The 16,620-nt window shown below is 62.9% G+C and carries 15 protein-coding genes; 2 read left to right on the forward strand and 13 right to left on the reverse strand.

Features of this window, described 5'->3' with window-relative positions:
* The first annotated feature begins 155 nt into the window (after positions 1-155).
* Complete coding sequence (lipB, locus tag AC1DYC_RS09595; RefSeq protein ID WP_477405740.1) at positions 156-899, forward strand: lipoyl(octanoyl) transferase LipB; 744 nt, start codon at positions 156-158, stop codon at positions 897-899.
* A gap of 21 nt (positions 900-920) precedes the next feature.
* On the opposite strand, the gene AC1DYC_RS09600 is transcribed toward lipB, so the two are convergent.
* The 6 genes from AC1DYC_RS09600 to mce form a co-directional block, all read right to left on the reverse strand.
* The gene (locus tag AC1DYC_RS09600) at positions 921-2,171 is read right to left on the reverse strand and encodes a site-2 protease family protein (RefSeq protein ID WP_477405742.1); all 1,251 of its coding nucleotides are present in this window, start codon (positions 2,169-2,171) and stop codon (positions 921-923) included.
* Positions 2,172-2,736: 565 nt separating this feature from the next.
* A complete protein-coding gene (locus AC1DYC_RS09605) occupies positions 2,737-3,420 on the reverse strand; it encodes an ABC transporter ATP-binding protein (protein WP_477405744.1) in 684 nt (227 codons plus the stop codon).
* Positions 3,417-4,748 carry a lipoprotein-releasing ABC transporter permease subunit gene (locus AC1DYC_RS09610; RefSeq protein WP_477405746.1) on the reverse strand — a complete coding sequence of 444 codons (1,332 nt, stop codon included), beginning with the start codon at positions 4,746-4,748 and terminating at the stop codon, positions 3,417-3,419. Before AC1DYC_RS09610 ends, AC1DYC_RS09605 begins: the two co-directional genes overlap by 4 nt.
* Positions 4,745-6,073, reverse strand: coding sequence for a proline--tRNA ligase (proS, locus tag AC1DYC_RS09615; protein WP_477405748.1), 1,329 nt, complete (start codon positions 6,071-6,073; stop codon positions 4,745-4,747). The genes AC1DYC_RS09610 and proS overlap by 4 nt, the downstream gene beginning before the upstream one ends.
* A 752-nt stretch (positions 6,074-6,825) precedes the next feature.
* Positions 6,826-7,110, reverse strand: coding sequence for a DUF1467 family protein (locus AC1DYC_RS09620; RefSeq protein WP_454577556.1), 285 nt, complete (start codon positions 7,108-7,110; stop codon positions 6,826-6,828).
* Positions 7,107-7,511: a methylmalonyl-CoA epimerase gene (gene mce, locus AC1DYC_RS09625; RefSeq protein ID WP_477280641.1), complete on the reverse strand. Its 405-nt coding sequence runs from the start codon at positions 7,509-7,511 to the stop codon at positions 7,107-7,109. Before mce ends, AC1DYC_RS09620 begins: the two co-directional genes overlap by 4 nt.
* Before the next feature lie 134 nt (positions 7,512-7,645).
* Between mce and AC1DYC_RS09630 the strand changes: the two genes are divergently transcribed.
* Positions 7,646-8,488, forward strand: coding sequence for an MBL fold metallo-hydrolase (locus AC1DYC_RS09630; protein ID WP_477405750.1), 843 nt, complete (start codon positions 7,646-7,648; stop codon positions 8,486-8,488).
* Between the two features lie 21 nt (positions 8,489-8,509).
* Here the strand turns inward: AC1DYC_RS09630 and AC1DYC_RS09635 are convergent, their stop codons facing one another.
* The 7 genes from AC1DYC_RS09635 to AC1DYC_RS09665 all read right to left on the reverse strand — a co-directional run bounded on the left by AC1DYC_RS09635 (position 8,510) and on the right by AC1DYC_RS09665 (position 16,618).
* Entirely contained in the window at positions 8,510-10,180 is a 1,671-nt protein-coding gene (locus AC1DYC_RS09635; protein WP_477405752.1) for a ribonuclease J, read from the reverse strand.
* Between the two features lie 91 nt (positions 10,181-10,271).
* Complete coding sequence (locus AC1DYC_RS09640; RefSeq protein WP_477405754.1) at positions 10,272-11,093, reverse strand: biotin--[acetyl-CoA-carboxylase] ligase; 822 nt, start codon at positions 11,091-11,093, stop codon at positions 10,272-10,274.
* Positions 11,094-11,097: 4 nt separating this feature from the next.
* Positions 11,098-12,534, reverse strand: coding sequence for an NADH-quinone oxidoreductase subunit NuoN (nuoN, locus tag AC1DYC_RS09645; protein WP_477405756.1), 1,437 nt, complete (start codon positions 12,532-12,534; stop codon positions 11,098-11,100).
* A gap of 18 nt (positions 12,535-12,552) precedes the next feature.
* Entirely contained in the window at positions 12,553-14,058 is a 1,506-nt protein-coding gene (locus AC1DYC_RS09650) for an NADH-quinone oxidoreductase subunit M (RefSeq protein WP_477405758.1), read from the reverse strand.
* Positions 14,058-16,031 (reverse strand): NADH-quinone oxidoreductase subunit L, encoded by a 1,974-nt coding sequence (gene nuoL, locus AC1DYC_RS09655; protein ID WP_477405760.1) that lies wholly within the window; start codon positions 16,029-16,031, stop codon positions 14,058-14,060. The genes AC1DYC_RS09650 and nuoL overlap by 1 nt, the downstream gene beginning before the upstream one ends.
* 10 nt (positions 16,032-16,041) lie before the next feature.
* On the reverse strand, positions 16,042-16,350 hold the full coding sequence (gene nuoK, locus AC1DYC_RS09660; protein WP_477405762.1) for an NADH-quinone oxidoreductase subunit NuoK: 309 nt from the start codon (positions 16,348-16,350) through the stop codon (positions 16,042-16,044).
* 7 nt (positions 16,351-16,357) lie between these two features.
* Complete coding sequence (locus AC1DYC_RS09665) at positions 16,358-16,618, reverse strand: hypothetical protein (RefSeq protein ID WP_477405764.1); 261 nt, start codon at positions 16,616-16,618, stop codon at positions 16,358-16,360.
* Positions 16,619-16,620 lie beyond the last annotated feature (2 nt).

Below are 16,620 nucleotides of genomic sequence, written 5' to 3' on the forward strand. Positions count from 1 at the left end.
CCGGGCCTGAGGCGGTTTTGGAAGCCGGCGTGCATTAGAGCGTGATCCCGGAAAGTGGGAGCCGGTTTTCGGAAAAGATCACGCTCTAACAAACAGACGGATCAAGATGACGATTCAACGAAACGTCATTTTGATCCAGCGAAAAACGAAAAGCCATGACTGAACGCAGCCAGATCGCCACGTCGTTCCTGCCCTTGCACGGTTCAGCACCCGTCGAATGGCGCATCGAACCCGGCCTGACCGGCTACGCCGACGCGCTGGCCCTGATGGAAGCGCGCGCCGACGCGATCCGCACCGGTGCGGCCGCCGAGCTGGTCTGGCTGGTCGAGCACCCGCCGCTTTACACCGCCGGCACCAGCGCCCGCGTCGAAGACCTGATCGACCCCGACCGCTTTCCGGTCTTCGCGGCCGGGCGTGGCGGCGAATACACCTATCACGGACCGGGCCAGCGCGTTGCCTATGTCATGCTTGACTTAAAACGCCGGCGCGAGGACGTGCGCGCCTTCGTCGCCGCGCTCGAACAATGGATCATCGGCACGCTCGCCGCCTTCAATGTGCGCGGCGAACGCCGCGAGGACCGCGTCGGCGTCTGGGTGGTGCGGCCCGATCGCCCTGCCCTGCCCGACGGCTCGCCGGCCGAGGACAAGATCGCGGCCATCGGCATCCGGCTGAGGCGCTGGGTGAGCTTTCACGGTATCGCCGTCAATGTCGAGCCGGATCTCAGCCATTTCAGCGGCATCGTGCCCTGCGGCGTGCCCGACCACGGCGTCACCAGCCTTGTCGATCTCGGCCTTCCCGTAACCATGGCCGACTTCGATCTGGCGCTGAAATCGGCCTTCGAGGATGTTTTTGGAGCGGCCGAGGCCATTTCTGCCGAACCCGCGCGCAAGGTCGGCTGAAACCGCGCCTCGATCAAACGCTCAGAGTAACTTCGCCGACGCCCACAACAGGCCGTAGCCGTGGATGGCGAACACCGCCAGCAGCGCGCCGGCCATGGCGAAACGGTCGAAGGTGCGGATCGGCTTCAGCTCGTGGCGCGGCTTTACCCCGCTGCCCACGGTCAGCAGGCTGAGGATGGCAAAGACCGCGCCTGCCACCAGCAGAAAGCTTTGGGAAAAACCGGCCAGCCAGCCGATCGCCAGCAAGGCTGAGAGCAGAGAGAAAGAAGCCAGCGCCAGCGCGATCGGCCCCGGGCAGATCTGGCGCAGCACCTGGCCGCCGTCGAATTTCCACACCGGCACCAGATTGGCGATGTTGAACAAAGCGGCAAAGCCGGCGAGCGTCGCCAGAAGGGCAGCGGCCAGCCGATGCCCCTCGCTGGACGCGAAGCCGCTGGTGACGATCAGCAAAGGCACCAGGAAAGCGGAAAAGCCCGCCCCCATCAGCGCCACGAAGGCGACCTCGAAGCGGCTGTCATAGGGCCGTCCGCCAATGGCGATGCCGCCGAGCAGCGGGATGAAGATCATCCGCGCCTTGCGGTGCCCGGTCAGCCGGAAAGCCGCCATATGGCCGAGCTCATGCAGGGCGACGACAGAGGTCAGGATTGCGGCCAGCGCGAAGCCGCCGAGATTGAGCCCGAAGAACGGCCACAGGATGAAGGCCGACAGAATGGCGAAGCCGACCTGGCTCAACGGATGTTCGAACCAGCCGCCCTTGCGATATTCTCCGGTCCTCGCCCAGACCTGAAGCTTGCCGAGTTCGCGGCGCATGGCGAAGTAGCGGAAGACCAGGAAAGCGATGCCGCGATAGCGGTCCGTCTGGCTGAGCGTCACCCGCGTGCCCTCGCCTTCCGGGACAAGTACGGTGGTTTCGTAAAAATCCTTCCAGAACGAAGCGTCGAGCGCGGTATCCTCGATGACGTGCATCGAAAAACGACTGCCTTCGACGACGTCCTCGAAGCGCGACCTGCGCTCGATCGGCTGGCCGTCGCGGCCTTCCCAGGACAGCATGATGCGGGCCGTGCCTTGCCCGTCCAGCGGCTCTGCCGAGAGTATCTCGCCGGACCAGCCGGCATCGCTACCGAGCGGCCACAGCGCCTGCCAAAGGCGCTGCCGGTCCATGGCAACCACGCGGCTGAGCCTCACCGTGCGCAAACCGAGCGGCGCGGTCATCAAAAGGAAAATCAGTCCGAGATTGCCGGCCACGAGAAGGGCCGTGATGATCGGCGACACTTGGGCGTTTGCTCCCTGTCTTGGCAGGGCATCCTAGCGTCATGGCGGCAAGAAAGGCTTAACAACACAACGCCCTCCTGCCCGCCTCAAAACACTGCGGCGAACCGCAGATTGATCACATGGCGCCGATCCAGACGGCCATGGAAATAAGAAACGCACTCATGCACACCAACGAAACGACGTCCTGAACAAGATCGCTCATAACTCTCTCCTGTTGTTGCTATGTTCGTATTTTGTTCTAATTTTGTTCGAATGTCAACGATCAGGAGAGCGGCATGCCGACGAATCCTGACAGCCGGTTTGGGCAGGGTTAAGGAAAGGTTAGCAGGCGCGATGCCCCGTCTTCCAGCGCCGACGCAGGGCATGTCGAGACTCAGGTCAGGTCGAGTCGAGAAAGGGGGATTCCGAGAACCGGAGCGGAGCGTACTTTTGGGTACGTGAGCACCGGCCTACGCCGGCCGTAGCCTTAACTGCCACGACCTCTCAAGAGTGCTTCGGCCGGCGAAGGCCGGAAGCGCAGGAAGCCGCCTTTCGCAGGCCGGCCTCACCTGAGTATCGATGTGCCCTAAAGCGGGACGACCTTACCCTCGTGCAGCGTCACCCGCCGGTCCATGCGCGAGGCCAGCTCGTGATTGTGGGTGGCGATCAGCGCGGCAAGACCGGATTGCTTGACCAGCGCGCCCAGCGCCTCAAACACGTAGGACGCGGTGACCGGGTCGAGATTGCCGGTCGGCTCGTCGGCGAGCAGCAGCAAGGGCGCGTTGGCGACCGCACGGGCGATGGCGACGCGCTGCTGTTCGCCGCCCGACAGTTCGGACGGACGATGCGACGCGCGCTTGCCGATCTGCATGTAGTCGAGCAGCTGCGCGGCGCGCTCCGACGCCTCCTTGCGGGACAGCCCCTTGATCAGCTGCGGCATCATGATGTTTTCGAGCGCCGAAAACTCCGGCAGCAGGTGATGAAACTGATAAACGAAGCCGACATCGTTGCGGCGGATCGCGGTACGCTCGTCGTCGGAGAGCCGTCCGCAGGCGCGGCCGGCCAAAATGACGTCGCCGGCGTCGGGGCGCTCGAGCAGGCCCGCCGTGTGCAAGAGCGTCGACTTGCCGGTGCCGGACGGCGCCACCAGCGCCACCATCTCGCCGCGCCTCAACGAAAAGTCGGCGCCGTTCAGAATGGTAAGCTTGCGCGGCCCCTGGACATAGTGCCGCTCGACGCTCTTCAGCTCGATAATGATCTCGGACTTCATTCGTATCTCAAGGCCTCGACCGGATCGAGACGGGCGGCCCGCCACGCCGGAAACACCGTTGCCAGGAAGGACAGGCCGAGCGCCATCAGGATGACATAGGTGGTCTCGCGCGGGTCCATCTTTGCCGGCAGCTGGCTGAGGAAATAGAGCTCCGGATTGAACAGCACCTTGCCGGTCATCCACGAGAAGAACTGGCGGATGGATTCGATGTTGGTGCAGATGAGCACCCCGAGCAGCACGCCGGCGAGCGTGCCGGTAACGCCGATCGCCGCGCCCGTCATCAGAAAGATGCGCAGGATGGCGCCGCGTGACGCGCCCATCGTGCGCAGGATGGCGATGTCGTGGCCCTTGTCCTTCACCAGCATGATCAGGCCGGAGATGATGTTGAGCGCCGCCACCAGCACGATCAGCGTCAGGATCATGAACATGACGTTGCGCTCGACCTGAAGTGCCGAAAAGAACGTCTCGTTGCGCTGGCGCCAGTCGACCATGTCGATCGGCCGCTGCGCCGCCGCATCGACCAGCGGTTTCAGCGCGTCGACATTGTCGGGATTGTCGACATAGATCTCGATCGTCTGCGCCCTGCCGTCCATGTTGAAATAGAGCTGCGCTTCCGAAAACGGCATGTAGACAATGGAGCTGTCATACTCCGACATGCCGACTTCGAAGATCGCCGCCACCTTGTAGCCCTTCAGCCGCGGCGTCGTGCCCATCGGCGTCACATCGCCATCCGGCGAGATCAGCGTGATGGTGTCGCCAAGCACGAGGCCGAGATTCTCGGCCATGCGCTTGCCGATGGCGACGCCCTCGCCCGAGTCGAAATCGGCGAGCGAACCTTGCTTGACGTTTTTGGCAACGATGGCGATCTTGTCGAGGTCTTCGGCGCGTATGCCGCGCACCAGCGCGCCCATGCCGCCGCCGACATTGCCTTGCGCCAGCACCTGGCCGTCGATCAGCGGAATGGCGTATTTGACGCCGGCCACGCCGTTGATGCGGGCGGCAACCTGCGCATAGTCCTCAAGCGGCGAATCCAGCGGCTGGACGATCAGGTGGCCGTTGACGCCGAGGATGCGGGTCAGAAGCTCAGCCCGGAACCCGTTCATCACCGCCATCACGACGATCAGCGTGGCGACGCCAAGCATAATGCCGAGGAACGAGATCGAGGCGATGACCGAGATCACCGTCTCCTTGCGGCGCGAGCGCAGATAGCGCCAGGCGACCATGCGTTCGAACATGGAGAACGGACCAGCAACCGGAGACTTGCCGACCGGAGACTTGGCAACCGGCGACTTGGCGACCGAAGGCTTCGCTGCCGTGGCTTCGCTCATGCGGCGACACCGAAGCGTTTCCTGGCCTCCGCGACCGGCAGCGTCTCGCGCTCGCCGGTCCGGCGGTTCTTGATCTCGATCTCACCGGCGGCCACGCCGCGCGGCCCGACGATCACCTGCCAGGGCAGGCCGATCAGGTCGGCGGTGGCGAACTTGCCGCCCGGTCGCTGGTCGGTGTCGTCGTAAAGCACATCCTTGCCGGCGCCAGTGAAGGCGGCATAGAGCTCGTTGCAGACGCGGTCGCAGTCGGCGTCACCGACCTTCATGTTGATCAGGCCGATGTCGAACGGCGCCACCGCTTCCGGCCAGATGATGCCGTTGTCGTCATGGCTGGCTTCGATGATCGCCGCTACCAGGCGCGACGGCCCGATGCCGTAGGAACCGCCGGAGACGAAATGATCCTTGCCGTCGGGCCCGGTCACCTTGGCGTTCATCGGCTTGGAGTATTTGTCGCCGAAATGGAAGATGTGGCCGACCTCGATGCCGCGCGCCGAGACCCGGTCAGCTTCGCCGAGCTTGTCCCAGGCCGCCTCATCATGCATCTCGTCGGTGGCGGCATAGGGCGTCGTCCACGTCTTGACGATGTCGGCGATCTCGCCGTCATTGGCGAAGTCGGTGTTTTCGCCGGGTACCTGCAGCGACAGATATTCGCGGTCGCAATAGACCTGGCTCTCGCCAGTGTCGGCCAGGATGATGAATTCATGGCTGAGGTCGCCGCCGATCGGCCCGGTGTCGGCCCGCATCGGAATGGCCTGCAGCCCCATGCGCGTGAACGTCCTGAGATAGGAGACGAACATCCTGTTATAGGCCGCCTTGGCGCCCTCGAAATCGAGATCGAAGGAATAGGCGTCCTTCATCAGGAATTCGCGCGAACGCATGACGCCGAAGCGCGGCCGCACCTCGTCGCGGAACTTCCACTGGATGTGGTAGAGGTTGAGCGGCAAATCCTTGTAGGACTTGACGTAGGCGCGCACGATCTCGGTGACCACTTCCTCATTGGTCGGACCGTAGAGCATGTCTCGGTCCTGCCGGTCCTTGATGCGCAGCATCTCCTTGCCGTAGTCGTCATAGCGGCCGCTTTCGCGCCACAGATCGGCCGACTGGATGGTCGGCATCAGGATTTCCAGCGCGCCGGCGCGGTTCTGTTCCTCGCGGATGATGCGGCAGACCTTGTCCAGCACCAGCTTGCCCAGCGGCAGCCAGGAAAAGCTGCCCTGCCCCTGCTGACGGATCATGCCGGCACGCAGCATCAGCCGGTGCGAGACGATCTCGGCCTCGCGCGGATTTTCTTTCAGGATGGGCAGGAAAAACTGCGACAAACGCATGGACAGGTCCGTGAGAGAGGAGGCTGCACCGGAATCGGCGCGGCTGGCTTGCTTGCCCCGGCTTCATAGCTATTTCGTGACGGAATGGAAACCCGACCCGCCGCATCGGCCCGAAATCGCAAAAATCGATTCTTCTTCCAAAGACCTTCGAAAGACCTTCGAACCGAAAACGATAAAGCTTGGGTGCAAAGTGCCGGGCCTGGCTGCAAAGTGCTGACACACGCTTTGCGCGTCTGAGCGACGCGGCACACCTGGCCACAATAATTGGGCAGCGCCGCTGTTGTTCGTTTCGCAAGCAAAGCCTGCCGTACTATTGTGCAGTGCAGCACAGGATTGCCCGTTTGCGGGCAAAATTCTGCGTGACAATTTCATCAGGGTTAGGCTAGTGTGCCCCGATAACCGAGAGGGCGGAGAAAAATCTGCTCTCCTACGCGGTCAAAGTCTTGGGAGGATGCGATCTAGGCGCGGTTACCCGCTGCCGCCGGAAACCGGAAAACAGATCGGAACGCGTTTAAATTGCAAGGCCTTGTGCCTTGCATTTTTTTTGCCCAATCATCTGGTTAGATCAACCTGTTCCCAAATCACATGAGCTTGCGCCGGCGTGATCTGGTCGCGATTCTGTCAGCATCGGCTATGCTTGGGTGCGGAGTTGCTAACCTTGGCCCGAGGGGCCGAAACTGGAGTTCGATGCTCCGAAAATAGGCACAAAAAGCCGCATGTTGCCCGCCCGATTTTTTCGGCAGGAAAGTGCTTTAGTTAGCCGGTGCCTGGCTGGCTTCGGGGATGATGTGCGGGACTTCGTCGAGGCTGTAACCGAGCCCATGCGTCAGCCCGTAGAAAATGCCCATGACGACCGCCGTGACGATGGTGGTGCGGATCACGGCGCGCAGCATATGCGGCCCGCGCGGGGCGCTGGCAACCGTGCCCAGCGTCACGTCGTGATCGTCATCCTGCGTGTGCACCGAAAACGGCAGCACGATGAACAGCATCAGCCACCAGGTGATGAAGAACAGCGCGGCAAACGAAATCCAGCTCATGCCTGCTCCAGTTCGACCAGCGTGCCGAAGAAATCCTTGGGATGCAGGAACAGCACCGGCTTGCCGTGGGCGCCGGTTTTGGGATTGCCGTCGCCCAGCACGCGCGCGCCGCTCGCCTTGAGATGATCGCGCGCGGCAAGAATATCGTCGACCTCATAGCAGACATGATGCATGCCGCCCGAGGGGTTCTTCTCCAGAAAAGCCGCGATCGGCGAGCCCTCGCCCAGCGGCTCCAGCAGTTCGATCTTGGTGTTGCCGACATCGACGAACACCACCGTCACGCCGTGCTCCGGCAGCGCCTGCGGAGCGGTGACCTTCGCGCCAAGCGTGTCGCGATAGGCGGTAATCGCCGCTGCCAGATCCGGCACGGCAAGCGCGACATGGTTCAGGCGTCCCAGCATGAAACCTCCAGCTTCGATGTTTGGCGTCTTACGGCAAATCGGCCGACATCAATAGCCTTTGCCGAGGCGCGCAAGGTCGCACTTCCGTGAACCGTCGGCCTGTTCTAATCGATGTCTGCGAAGTACAAACGGCCATGCCCGATCTCCGCCCCCGCGTTTTCAGCTTCGATCTTGGCTCGTTCAGGGTTGCCGCCCTGCTCGACGCCGTCGATGCCAGAGACAATCTCGCGGCTGCCTTCGCCCCTGGACAATCGCCGGGCGCGGTGCGGGAACTTGCCATGTCGAACTTCATCGATCCCAACCGGTACGAGCATTGCTTCATCCCGACGCTGATCGACACCGGTGCCGAAAAGATCCTGTTCGACACCGGATTCGGCGACGAGGACAGTTCGCTGCTGCAATGCCTGCAGGACCTTGAGCTCCAGCCCGGCGACATCGATTTGGTGGTCATCACGCATGGCCACCCCGACCACATCGGGGGCCTCGTCCGCAACGGCGAAGCCATTTTCAGCCGGGCGCGCTATGTGTTCGGTGCGGCAGAATTCGTCTTCTGGACCGAGGCCGATACGGTGCGCGAAGCCAGGCTGAGCAACCGAGACCTGTTCCTGCGTGTCTGCGCCGGCCTTGCCGACCGCTCAACATTCGTAGCGCCCGGAGACGAAGTGGTGCCGGGCATCACCGCCATCGACGCCGCCGGCCATTCTCCAGGGCTGCTGGCGTTCCATATCGAAAGCGACGGGCACCAATTGCTCATCTGGTCGGACGCCTTCCTGCACTCTGTCGTATCGATCCAGCGGCCTGAGTGGCATGCCGATCTCGACGACGAGAAGGAGCAGGCCGTCGAGACCCGCAAGCGCCTGCTGAACATGGCCGCAGACCACCGGCTGCTGGTCGCCGGCTATCACATGCCGTTTCCAGGTCTCGGGCACGTCGAACGGTTGGACGGGACGTTTCGCTGGCGCTCCGCCACCAGTTGAATTCCAGCGAATGGCTTCGCCCTAGCGGGTGACGAACACCGTCACCAGCGGCTTCTTGCCCCAGGCTTCGTTGGCGGCGCCACGCACGGCGCGCCGCACCGCTTCCTGCACCAGATCGAGGTCCTTGCGGCGCTGGCGGGGAATGGAGTCCACCGCGCCGACGGCCGCGTCGAGCATCAGATCTTCCATGTTCTCGCCACGGGCATCCGCTTCGGCGACGCCGATGGCGACCAGGTCGGGATCGCCGGCCAGCTCATATTTGTCGTCGAGCACGACATTGACCGCGACATGGCCGGCAAAGGACAGCTTGCGCCGGTCGCGTATACCCATCGCCTGGTCGGTGCCGATCAGGCGGCCATCCTTGTAGATGCGGCCGAACGGCACCTGGTCGATGATGGTGGCCGGACCGGGCGCCAGCCGCAGCATGTCGCCGTCGCGCACCTGCGCCACCTGGCCGATGCCGGAGGTCGACATCAGCGATCCCTGCGCCACCAGATGCGCGGCCTCGCCATGCACGGGAACGCCGATCTGCGGGCGCACCCATTCGTACATCCTGCGCAGTTCGCTGCGGCGCGGATGGCCGGAGACATGCACCAGCGCGTCGCCGTCCTCGATGATCTTGATGCCGAGATCGATGAGCCGGTTCTTGATTTCGAGGATCGCCTTCTCGTTGCCGGGAATGGTGCGCGAGGAAAACACCACCGTGTCGCCGGCCGTCAGCGACACCGACTTCATCTCGTCACGCGACAGCTTCGCCAGCGCCGCCAGCGGCTCGCCCTGGCTGCCGGTGCAGATGATGACCAGGTTCTCGCGCGGGATGAAGCCGAAATCCTCTTCGGCGATGAATTCCGGCAGCCCATCCATGTAGCCAAGTTCACCGGCCACATCGATGACGCGCTTCAGCGAGCGGCCGAGCACCAGGCACTGCCGGCCGGCATCGCGCGCCGCCCTGGCGATCGAGACGATACGCCCGACATTGGAGGAGAAGGTGGTGACGGCAACGCGGCCGACAGCACTCTGGATGACGCCTCTCAGCCCCTCACCCACCGCCACTTCCGACGGCGATTCGCCTTCCCTGAGCGCATTGGTCGAATCGCAGATCAGCGCCAGCACGCCCTTGTCGCCATAGGCGCGGAAGCGCGCCTCGTCGGTCTTGGGTCCGATCGTCGGTTCGGGATCGATCTTCCAGTCGCCGGTGTGGATGACGGTCCCGGCCGGCGAGGTGATGGCCAGCGACATCGGCTCGGGGATCGAATGCGCCACCGGAATGGCCTCGATCTCGAACGGCCCGACGGTGAACTTTTCGCCCGCCCGGTAGATCGTCACCGGGATTTTTGGCGCGCCCTGTTCGCCCTGGCGCTTGGCGTCCAGCAGGCCGGCGCTGAAAGGCGTCATCCACACCGGCGCCTTCAATTTCGGCCAGGTGTCGAGCAGCGCGCCGTAGTGGTCTTCATGCGCATGGGTGATGATGATGCCGCGCAGATTGGCGAGGTTTTCCTCGATGAAGCGGGTATCGGGCAGGATCAGGTCGACGCCCGGATGCGCCGCGTCGGGAAAGGTCACGCCGACATCGACGACGATCCATTCGCGCGCAGTGGGCGGCCCGTAGCCGTAAAGGGCGAAGTTCATGCCGATCTCGCCGACGCCGCCGAGCGGCACGAAGACGAGTTCGGCGTTTTGCGCTTTCGCCATCAATTTTCCCTTCCCGGCCCTTGCGGCCAGCCCCTTAAGCAATTCCAGGAAAAGTGTGTAACGGTTTTCCCACAGGAATTGCGCACAACAATCAGACTCTTGCCGACGCGACCGCGCCGAAATGCACGTCGCCGGCGGCCACCGTCACAACCGACCCCTCATCATCGCGGATCACGAAACGGCAGTCCGCGTCAATGGTCTCGAAGGTACCGCGCACCACATTCCCGTCAATCCTGACAGCAACCTCGCCGCCGAGCCCCGCCGCGCGCGCCAGCCAGCGCCGCCGGATGGCATCGAGCCCGCGTCCTTCATCCCACAGCCGCGCATTGTCGGTCCACGCATCCGACAGCGCCAGAAACAGCGTTTCGGCATCGCACGTCGCGCCAAGCGCCTGCAGCGATGTCGCCGGATACGGCATATCAGTGGGATGTGCCACCACATTGACGCCGATGCCGACCGCCACCGCGAAACGGCCGCCGTCGAGAATAGCCGATTCCAGCAGAATGCCGGCCAGCTTGGCGCCGGAGGCCAGCACATCGTTCGGCCATTTCAGCTCGAAACGGTTTTGTCCCTGGCTGGCGCCATCGAGGCCGATGGCAATCTTGCCCTTCGGTACGACGGCATCGAGCGCATCGGCCAGCGACAGGCCAGCGACGAAGCCGAGCGTCGCGGCAAGACGAAGCTCACCGCCGGTGATCACGAGCAAGGTCGCTGCCAGATTGCCTTCGGGAGACACCCAGGCACGGCCACGCCGGCCGCGGCCGCTTTCCTGCTTTTTGGAAACGACCCACAATTTGCCGGGGTCGCCTGCCCTTGCATGGTCCAGCGCCACAGTGTTGGTGGAGCCGATACTGTCATGGGCCTCGAGCCGGAATCCTTCCGTCTCAGAGGTTGGAGCCAGCCGAAATGCCATCCGCTCAGAAAAATGTCTTGGCGGCGGCTTCGGCGTAGGTCGCGATCGGACCGCCGATCAGCACATAGAACAGCACGAAGGCGCCGGAGACGCCGAGCACGAGGCGCAGTTCGCTGGCCATCGGCACGAAGCCGCCGGCCGGTTCGTCGAACCACATGATCTTGATGATGCGCAGATAGTAATAGGCGCCCACGACCGAGGCCAGCACGCCGATGATCGCCAGCGCGTAGAGGTTGGCGTTGATGGCGGCGAGGAAGACGTACCACTTCCCCCAGAAGCCGGCGAGCGGCGGGATGCCGGCCAGCGAAAACATCAGGATGGTCAGGATCGTCGCCATGATCGGGTTGGTCGAGGAGAGACCGGCGAGATCGCTGATCTGCTCGACATTGCCTTCCTTGCGCCGCATGGCGAGGATGAAGGCGAAAGTGCCGAGCGTCATCACCAGATAGATCAGCATGTAGATAGCGACGCCGCGCACGCCGGCCTGGCTGTTGGCGGCAAGGCCGACCAGCGCATAGCCCATATGGCCGATCGAGGAGTACGCCATCAGCCGCTTGATGTTGGTCTGGCCTATTGCCGCGAAGGCGCCAAGCGCCATCGAAGCGATCGAAATGAAGACGATGATCTGCTGCCAGTCGGAAGCGATCGGCTTGAAGGCGCCCATGGTGACACGCACGATCAGCGCCATCGCCGCCATCTTGGGCGCTGCCGCCAGGAAGGCGGTGACCGGCGTCGGCGCGCCCTCGTAAACGTCAGGCGTCCACATATGGAACGGCACCGCAGAAATCTTGAAGGCAAGGCCGGCCAGCACGAAGACCAGGCCGACGACGAGGCCGAGCTGGCGCTCGCCACTACCCAAGGCCGAGGCAATTTCCTGGAAGCCGACATTGCCGGTGTAGCCGTAGACCAGACTGATGCCGTAGAGCAGCATGCCCGACGACAGCGCGCCCAGCACGAAGTACTTCAGGCCGGCTTCGGTCGAACGCAGATTGTCGCGGTTGATCGCGGCCAGCACGTAGATCGCCAGCGACTGCAGTTCGAGGCCGAGATAGAGGCCGATCATGCCGTTGGCCGAGATCATCAGCATCATGCCGAGCGTGCACAGCAGGATCAGCACCGGGTATTCGAACTTGTCGAAATGCTCCTGCTTGGCAAAGCGCATCGACATCACCAGCGTCACCGCCGAACCGATCAGCGACAGCACCTTCATGAAGCGGGAGAACGGATCCTGGATGAAGGCGTTGCCGTAGGCTGCGCCCTGCCCTGTGGAGGAGACCAGCCATAGGCCAGCGATCACCAGCACGGCGACGGCAAGGCCGGTCACCAGGTTGACGCTGTTGGCGCGCGAATAGGCGCCGACCATCAACAGCGCCAGCGCGCCGATGGCGAGGATCAGCTCCGGCGTAGAGAGCGAAAGGCTGGAATAAAGGTCCGGCGTCATGGTTCGCAAAACCTCTGGTCAGTTCGCCGCCGCGGTCTGCGCGGCGCCGATGGATGCGGTGACATTGGTGACGAGCGCCTTGACCGACTGGGCCGTGGCATCGAAGACGGGAGCGGGATAGACGCCGAAGAAGATGACCAGCACGACCAGCGGGTAGATGATCGCCTTCTCGCGCGTCGACAGATCAAGCAGGCCCTTCAGGCTTTCCTTGGTCAGCGCGCCGAAGATCACCCGGCGGTAGAGCCAGAGCGCGTAGGCCGCCGACAGGACGACGCCGGTGGCGGCAAAGAACGCCACCCAGGTGTTGACCTTGAACACGCCGAGCATGGTCAGGAATTCGCCCACGAAGCCTGAGGTGCCGGGCAGGCCGACATTGGCCATGGTGAAGACCATGAACACGGTGGCGTATTTCGGCATGTTGTTGACCAGGCCGCCATAGGCGTCGATCTCGCGCGTGTGCATGCGGTCATAGATGACGCCGACGCACAGGAACAGCGCGCCCGAGACCAGGCCGTGGCTGAGCATCTGGAAGATCGCGCCCTGAACGCCCTCCTGGTTCATGGCGAAGATGCCCATGGTGACGAAGCCCATATGGGCGACGGAGGAATAGGCGATCAGCTTCTTCATGTCCTCCTGCATCAGCGCCACCAGCGAAGTGTAGATGATGGCGACGACCGACAGCGTGAACACCAGCGGCGCGAACATCTCCGACGCCAGCGGGAACATCGGCAGCGAGAAACGCAGGAAGCCGTACCCGCCCATCTTCAGAAGGATGGCGGCCAGGATCACCGAGCCCGCCGTTGGCGCTTCGACGTGGGCATCCGGCAGCCAGGTGTGCACCGGCCACATCGGCATCTTCACCGCGAAGGAGGCGAAGAAGGCCAGCCATAGCCATGTCTGCATGCTGGCGGGGAAGTTGTGGGTCAACAGCGTCGGAATGTCGGTGGTGCCCGACTGGAAGAACATCGCCATGATGGCGAGCAGCATCAGCACCGACCCGGCCAGCGTATAGAGGAAGAACTTGAACGAGGCGTAGACGCGGCGCTTGCCGCCCCAGACGCCGATGATGATGAACATCGGGATCAGGCCGGCTTCGAAGAAGACGTAGAACAGCACGATATCGAGCGCACAGAACACGCCGATCATCAGCGTTTCCAGGAGCAGGAAGGCGATCATGTAGGCCTTGACGCGCTTGTCGATCGCTTCCCACGACGCCAGGATACAGAGCGGCATCAGGAACGTCGTCAGGATGACGAACAGCATCGAAATGCCGTCGACGCCCATGTGGTATGAGATGCCGGAATCCAGCCAGGCATATTTCTCGACGAACTGGAAGCCGGCCTGCGAATTGTCGAAGCCGGTCCAGATGGAGAGCGACACCAGGAAGGTGACCGCCGTCGTTGAGAACGCGATGGCGCGGACGTTGCGGCGCGCATTCGGGCTGTCATCCCTGATCGGCAGGATCAGCAGCACACCAACCAGCGGCAGGAAGGTGACCAGCGAGAGGATTGGCCAGGCGGTCATCAGAGCATCATCCAGGTGACGAGTGCCGCCACGCCGATCAGCATGGCGAAGGCATAGTGATAGAGGTAGCCGGTCTGCAACTTGACGACCCGGTTGGTGACGTCGACGACACGCGCCGAAATGCCGTCCGGACCGAGCCCGTCAATGATGGTGCCGTCGCCGGTCTTCCACAGGAACCGGCCGAGCGCCTTGGCCGGGCGCACGAACAGGACGTCGTAGAGCTCGTCGAAATACCATTTGTTGAGCAGGAAGGCATAGAGCAGGCGATGGTTGGCGGCGACACTCCGGGGCAGTTCCGGCGAGCGTATGTAGAACTTCCAGGCGACGGCAAAGCCGATGACCATGGCGACGAACGGTGCCAGTTCCACCCACAGCGGCAATTCGTGGATCTCGTGCAGGATGTGGTTGTCCGGCAGCGTGAACAGCGACGCCTTCCAGAACTCGGCGTAGCCTTCGCCGATGAATGCGCCGTGGAAGATGACGCCGGCAAACAGCGCGCCGGCGGCCAGGATGAACAGCGGCACCAGCATCACCGGCGGCGATTCATGGACATGGTGCATGACGTCGTGGCTCGCCCGCGGCTCGCCGTGGAAGGTCATGAAGATCAGCCGCCAGGAGTAGAAAGAGGTGAAGCAGGCGGCGATGACCAGCAGGATGAAGGCGAGGCCGGCGACCGAATTGTGCCCGGCAAAGGCAGCCTCGATGATGGCATCCTTGGAGAAGAAGCCGGCGGTGCCGATGACTGTCACCGGAATGCCGACGCCGGTCAGCGCCAGCGTGCCGATCACCATCATCCAGTAGGTCTTCGGAATGAGCTTCCGCAGGCCACCCATCTTGCGCATGTCCTGCTCGTCGGAGACAGCATGGATGACCGAGCCCGAACCGAGGAACAGGAGCGCCTTGAAGAAGGCGTGCGTGAACAGATGGAAGATGGCGGCGCCATAAGCACCGACGCCGAGCGCCACGAACATGTAGCCAAGCTGCGAGCAGGTCGAATAGGCGATGACGCGCTTGATGTCGTTCTGGACCAGGCCGACGGTCGCCGCGAAGAAGGCGGTGAAGGCGCCGATGAAGGTCACCACCGTCAGCGCCGAATGCGACAGCTCAAACAGCGGCGACAGGCGCGCCAGCATGAACACGCCGGCGGTGACCATGGTGGCGGCATGGATGAGCGCGGAGACCGGCGTCGGGCCTTCCATGGCGTCCGGCAGCCAGGTGTGCAGCGGCACCTGCGCCGACTTGCCCATGGCGCCCATGAACAGCAGCAGGCAGACGATGGTCATGGCTGCGTGTTTGTCGAGCGCATAGCCAAGGAAGGTGAGAACGGCAGCACCGTGCTCGGCGCCTTCGGCTGGAATGAACGTCGCGGCATTGGCGAAGATGGTGCCGAGATTGACCGAGCCGAACAGCACGAAGACGCCGAAAATGCCGAGTGCGAAGCCGAAATCGCCGACGCGGTTGACGACGAAGGCCTTGATGGCAGCGGCATTGGCCGACGGTTTTTTATACCAGAAGCCGATCAGCAGGTAGGAAGCGAGACCCACCCCTTCCCAGCCGAAGAACATCTGCACCAGATTGTCGGCCGTCACCAGCATCAGCATGGCGAAGGTGAACAGCGACAGATAGGCAAAGAAGCGCGGCCGGTTCGGATCGTGGTGCATGTAGCCGATCGAATAGATGTGAACCAGCGCCGACACGGTGTTGACCACGACCAGCATGACCACCGTCAGCGTGTCGATCCTGAGCGCCCAGGAGGCGTCGAGCCCGCCCGACTGGATCCAGCGCAGCACCGGCACAGTGAACACCTCGCCCTCGCCGAAACCGACGCTGAAGAAGGCGACCCAGGACAGCACGGCCGAAATCACCAGGAAGCCCGAGGTGATGTATTCCGATGCCTTGGCGCCGAGCGAATTGCCGAACAAGCCGACAATCAGGAAGCCGAGCAGCGGAAGGAAGACGATCGCTTGATACATGTTAGCCCCGTCAACCCTTCATCTGGTTCACGTCTTCGACCGCGATCGAGCCGCGGTTGCGGAAGAAGACGACGAGAATGGCAAGACCGATGGCCGCCTCGGCGGCGGCGACCGTCAGCACGAACAGCGCAAACACCTGTCCGACGAGATCGCCGAGCGCCGCCGAGAAGGCGACGAAATTGATGTTGACCGCCAAGAGGATCAGCTCGATCGACATCAGGATGACGATGATGTTGCGGCGGTTGAGGAAGATGCCGAACACGCCGAGCGTGAACAGGATCGCCGATACGGTCAAATAATGTGCGATGCCGACGATCATGGCCAGATCAAACCTTTCCCGGCATTTGTTGAATCATTGAACGTGCAGATACGATGGCGTCCAAAAGGCTGTCTATGGCAGCAGGCTCGAAGATAACTGTTGCATCATTCCGGCCTGCCCCCTGAACGTATGTGAAATCTTCGCTCTTGATGTTCAGCGTAAGATTCCCGTCGCGATTCCAGACGAATACCCAGGCCTTTTCAGTCGAATCAACCCGCCAAGAGGCAACCTGCTCTCCCCAGTATTTTTTCTTCAAACGACCGAACATCG

The sequence above is a fragment of the Mesorhizobium sp. P2_E7 genome (genome assembly GCF_056403855.1).

Coding starts and splice junctions, on each gene's coding strand:
- lipB (WP_477405740.1), top strand. CDS start 156: ATGACTGAACGCAGCCAGATCGCCACGTCGTTCCTGCCCTTGCACGGT.
- AC1DYC_RS09605 (WP_477405744.1), bottom strand. CDS start 3,420: ATGAAGTCCGAGATCATTATCGAGCTGAAGAGCGTCGAGCGGCACTAT.
- AC1DYC_RS09610 (WP_477405746.1), bottom strand. CDS start 4,748: ATGAGCGAAGCCACGGCAGCGAAGCCTTCGGTCGCCAAGTCGCCGGTT.
- proS (WP_477405748.1), bottom strand. CDS start 6,073: ATGCGTTTGTCGCAGTTTTTCCTGCCCATCCTGAAAGAAAATCCGCGC.
- AC1DYC_RS09620 (WP_454577556.1), bottom strand. CDS start 7,110: ATGAGCTGGATTTCGTTTGCCGCGCTGTTCTTCATCACCTGGTGGCTG.
- mce (WP_477280641.1), bottom strand. CDS start 7,511: ATGCTGGGACGCCTGAACCATGTCGCGCTTGCCGTGCCGGATCTGGCA.
- AC1DYC_RS09630 (WP_477405750.1), top strand. CDS start 7,646: ATGCCCGATCTCCGCCCCCGCGTTTTCAGCTTCGATCTTGGCTCGTTC.
- AC1DYC_RS09635 (WP_477405752.1), bottom strand. CDS start 10,180: ATGGCGAAAGCGCAAAACGCCGAACTCGTCTTCGTGCCGCTCGGCGGC.
- AC1DYC_RS09640 (WP_477405754.1), bottom strand. CDS start 11,093: ATGGCATTTCGGCTGGCTCCAACCTCTGAGACGGAAGGATTCCGGCTC.
- nuoN (WP_477405756.1), bottom strand. CDS start 12,534: ATGACGCCGGACCTTTATTCCAGCCTTTCGCTCTCTACGCCGGAGCTG.
- AC1DYC_RS09650 (WP_477405758.1), bottom strand. CDS start 14,058: ATGACCGCCTGGCCAATCCTCTCGCTGGTCACCTTCCTGCCGCTGGTT.
- nuoL (WP_477405760.1), bottom strand. CDS start 16,031: ATGTATCAAGCGATCGTCTTCCTTCCGCTGCTCGGCTTCCTGATTGTC.
- nuoK (WP_477405762.1), bottom strand. CDS start 16,350: ATGATCGTCGGCATCGCACATTATTTGACCGTATCGGCGATCCTGTTC.
- AC1DYC_RS09665 (WP_477405764.1), bottom strand. CDS start 16,618: ATGTTCGGTCGTTTGAAGAAAAAATACTGGGGAGAGCAGGTTGCCTCT.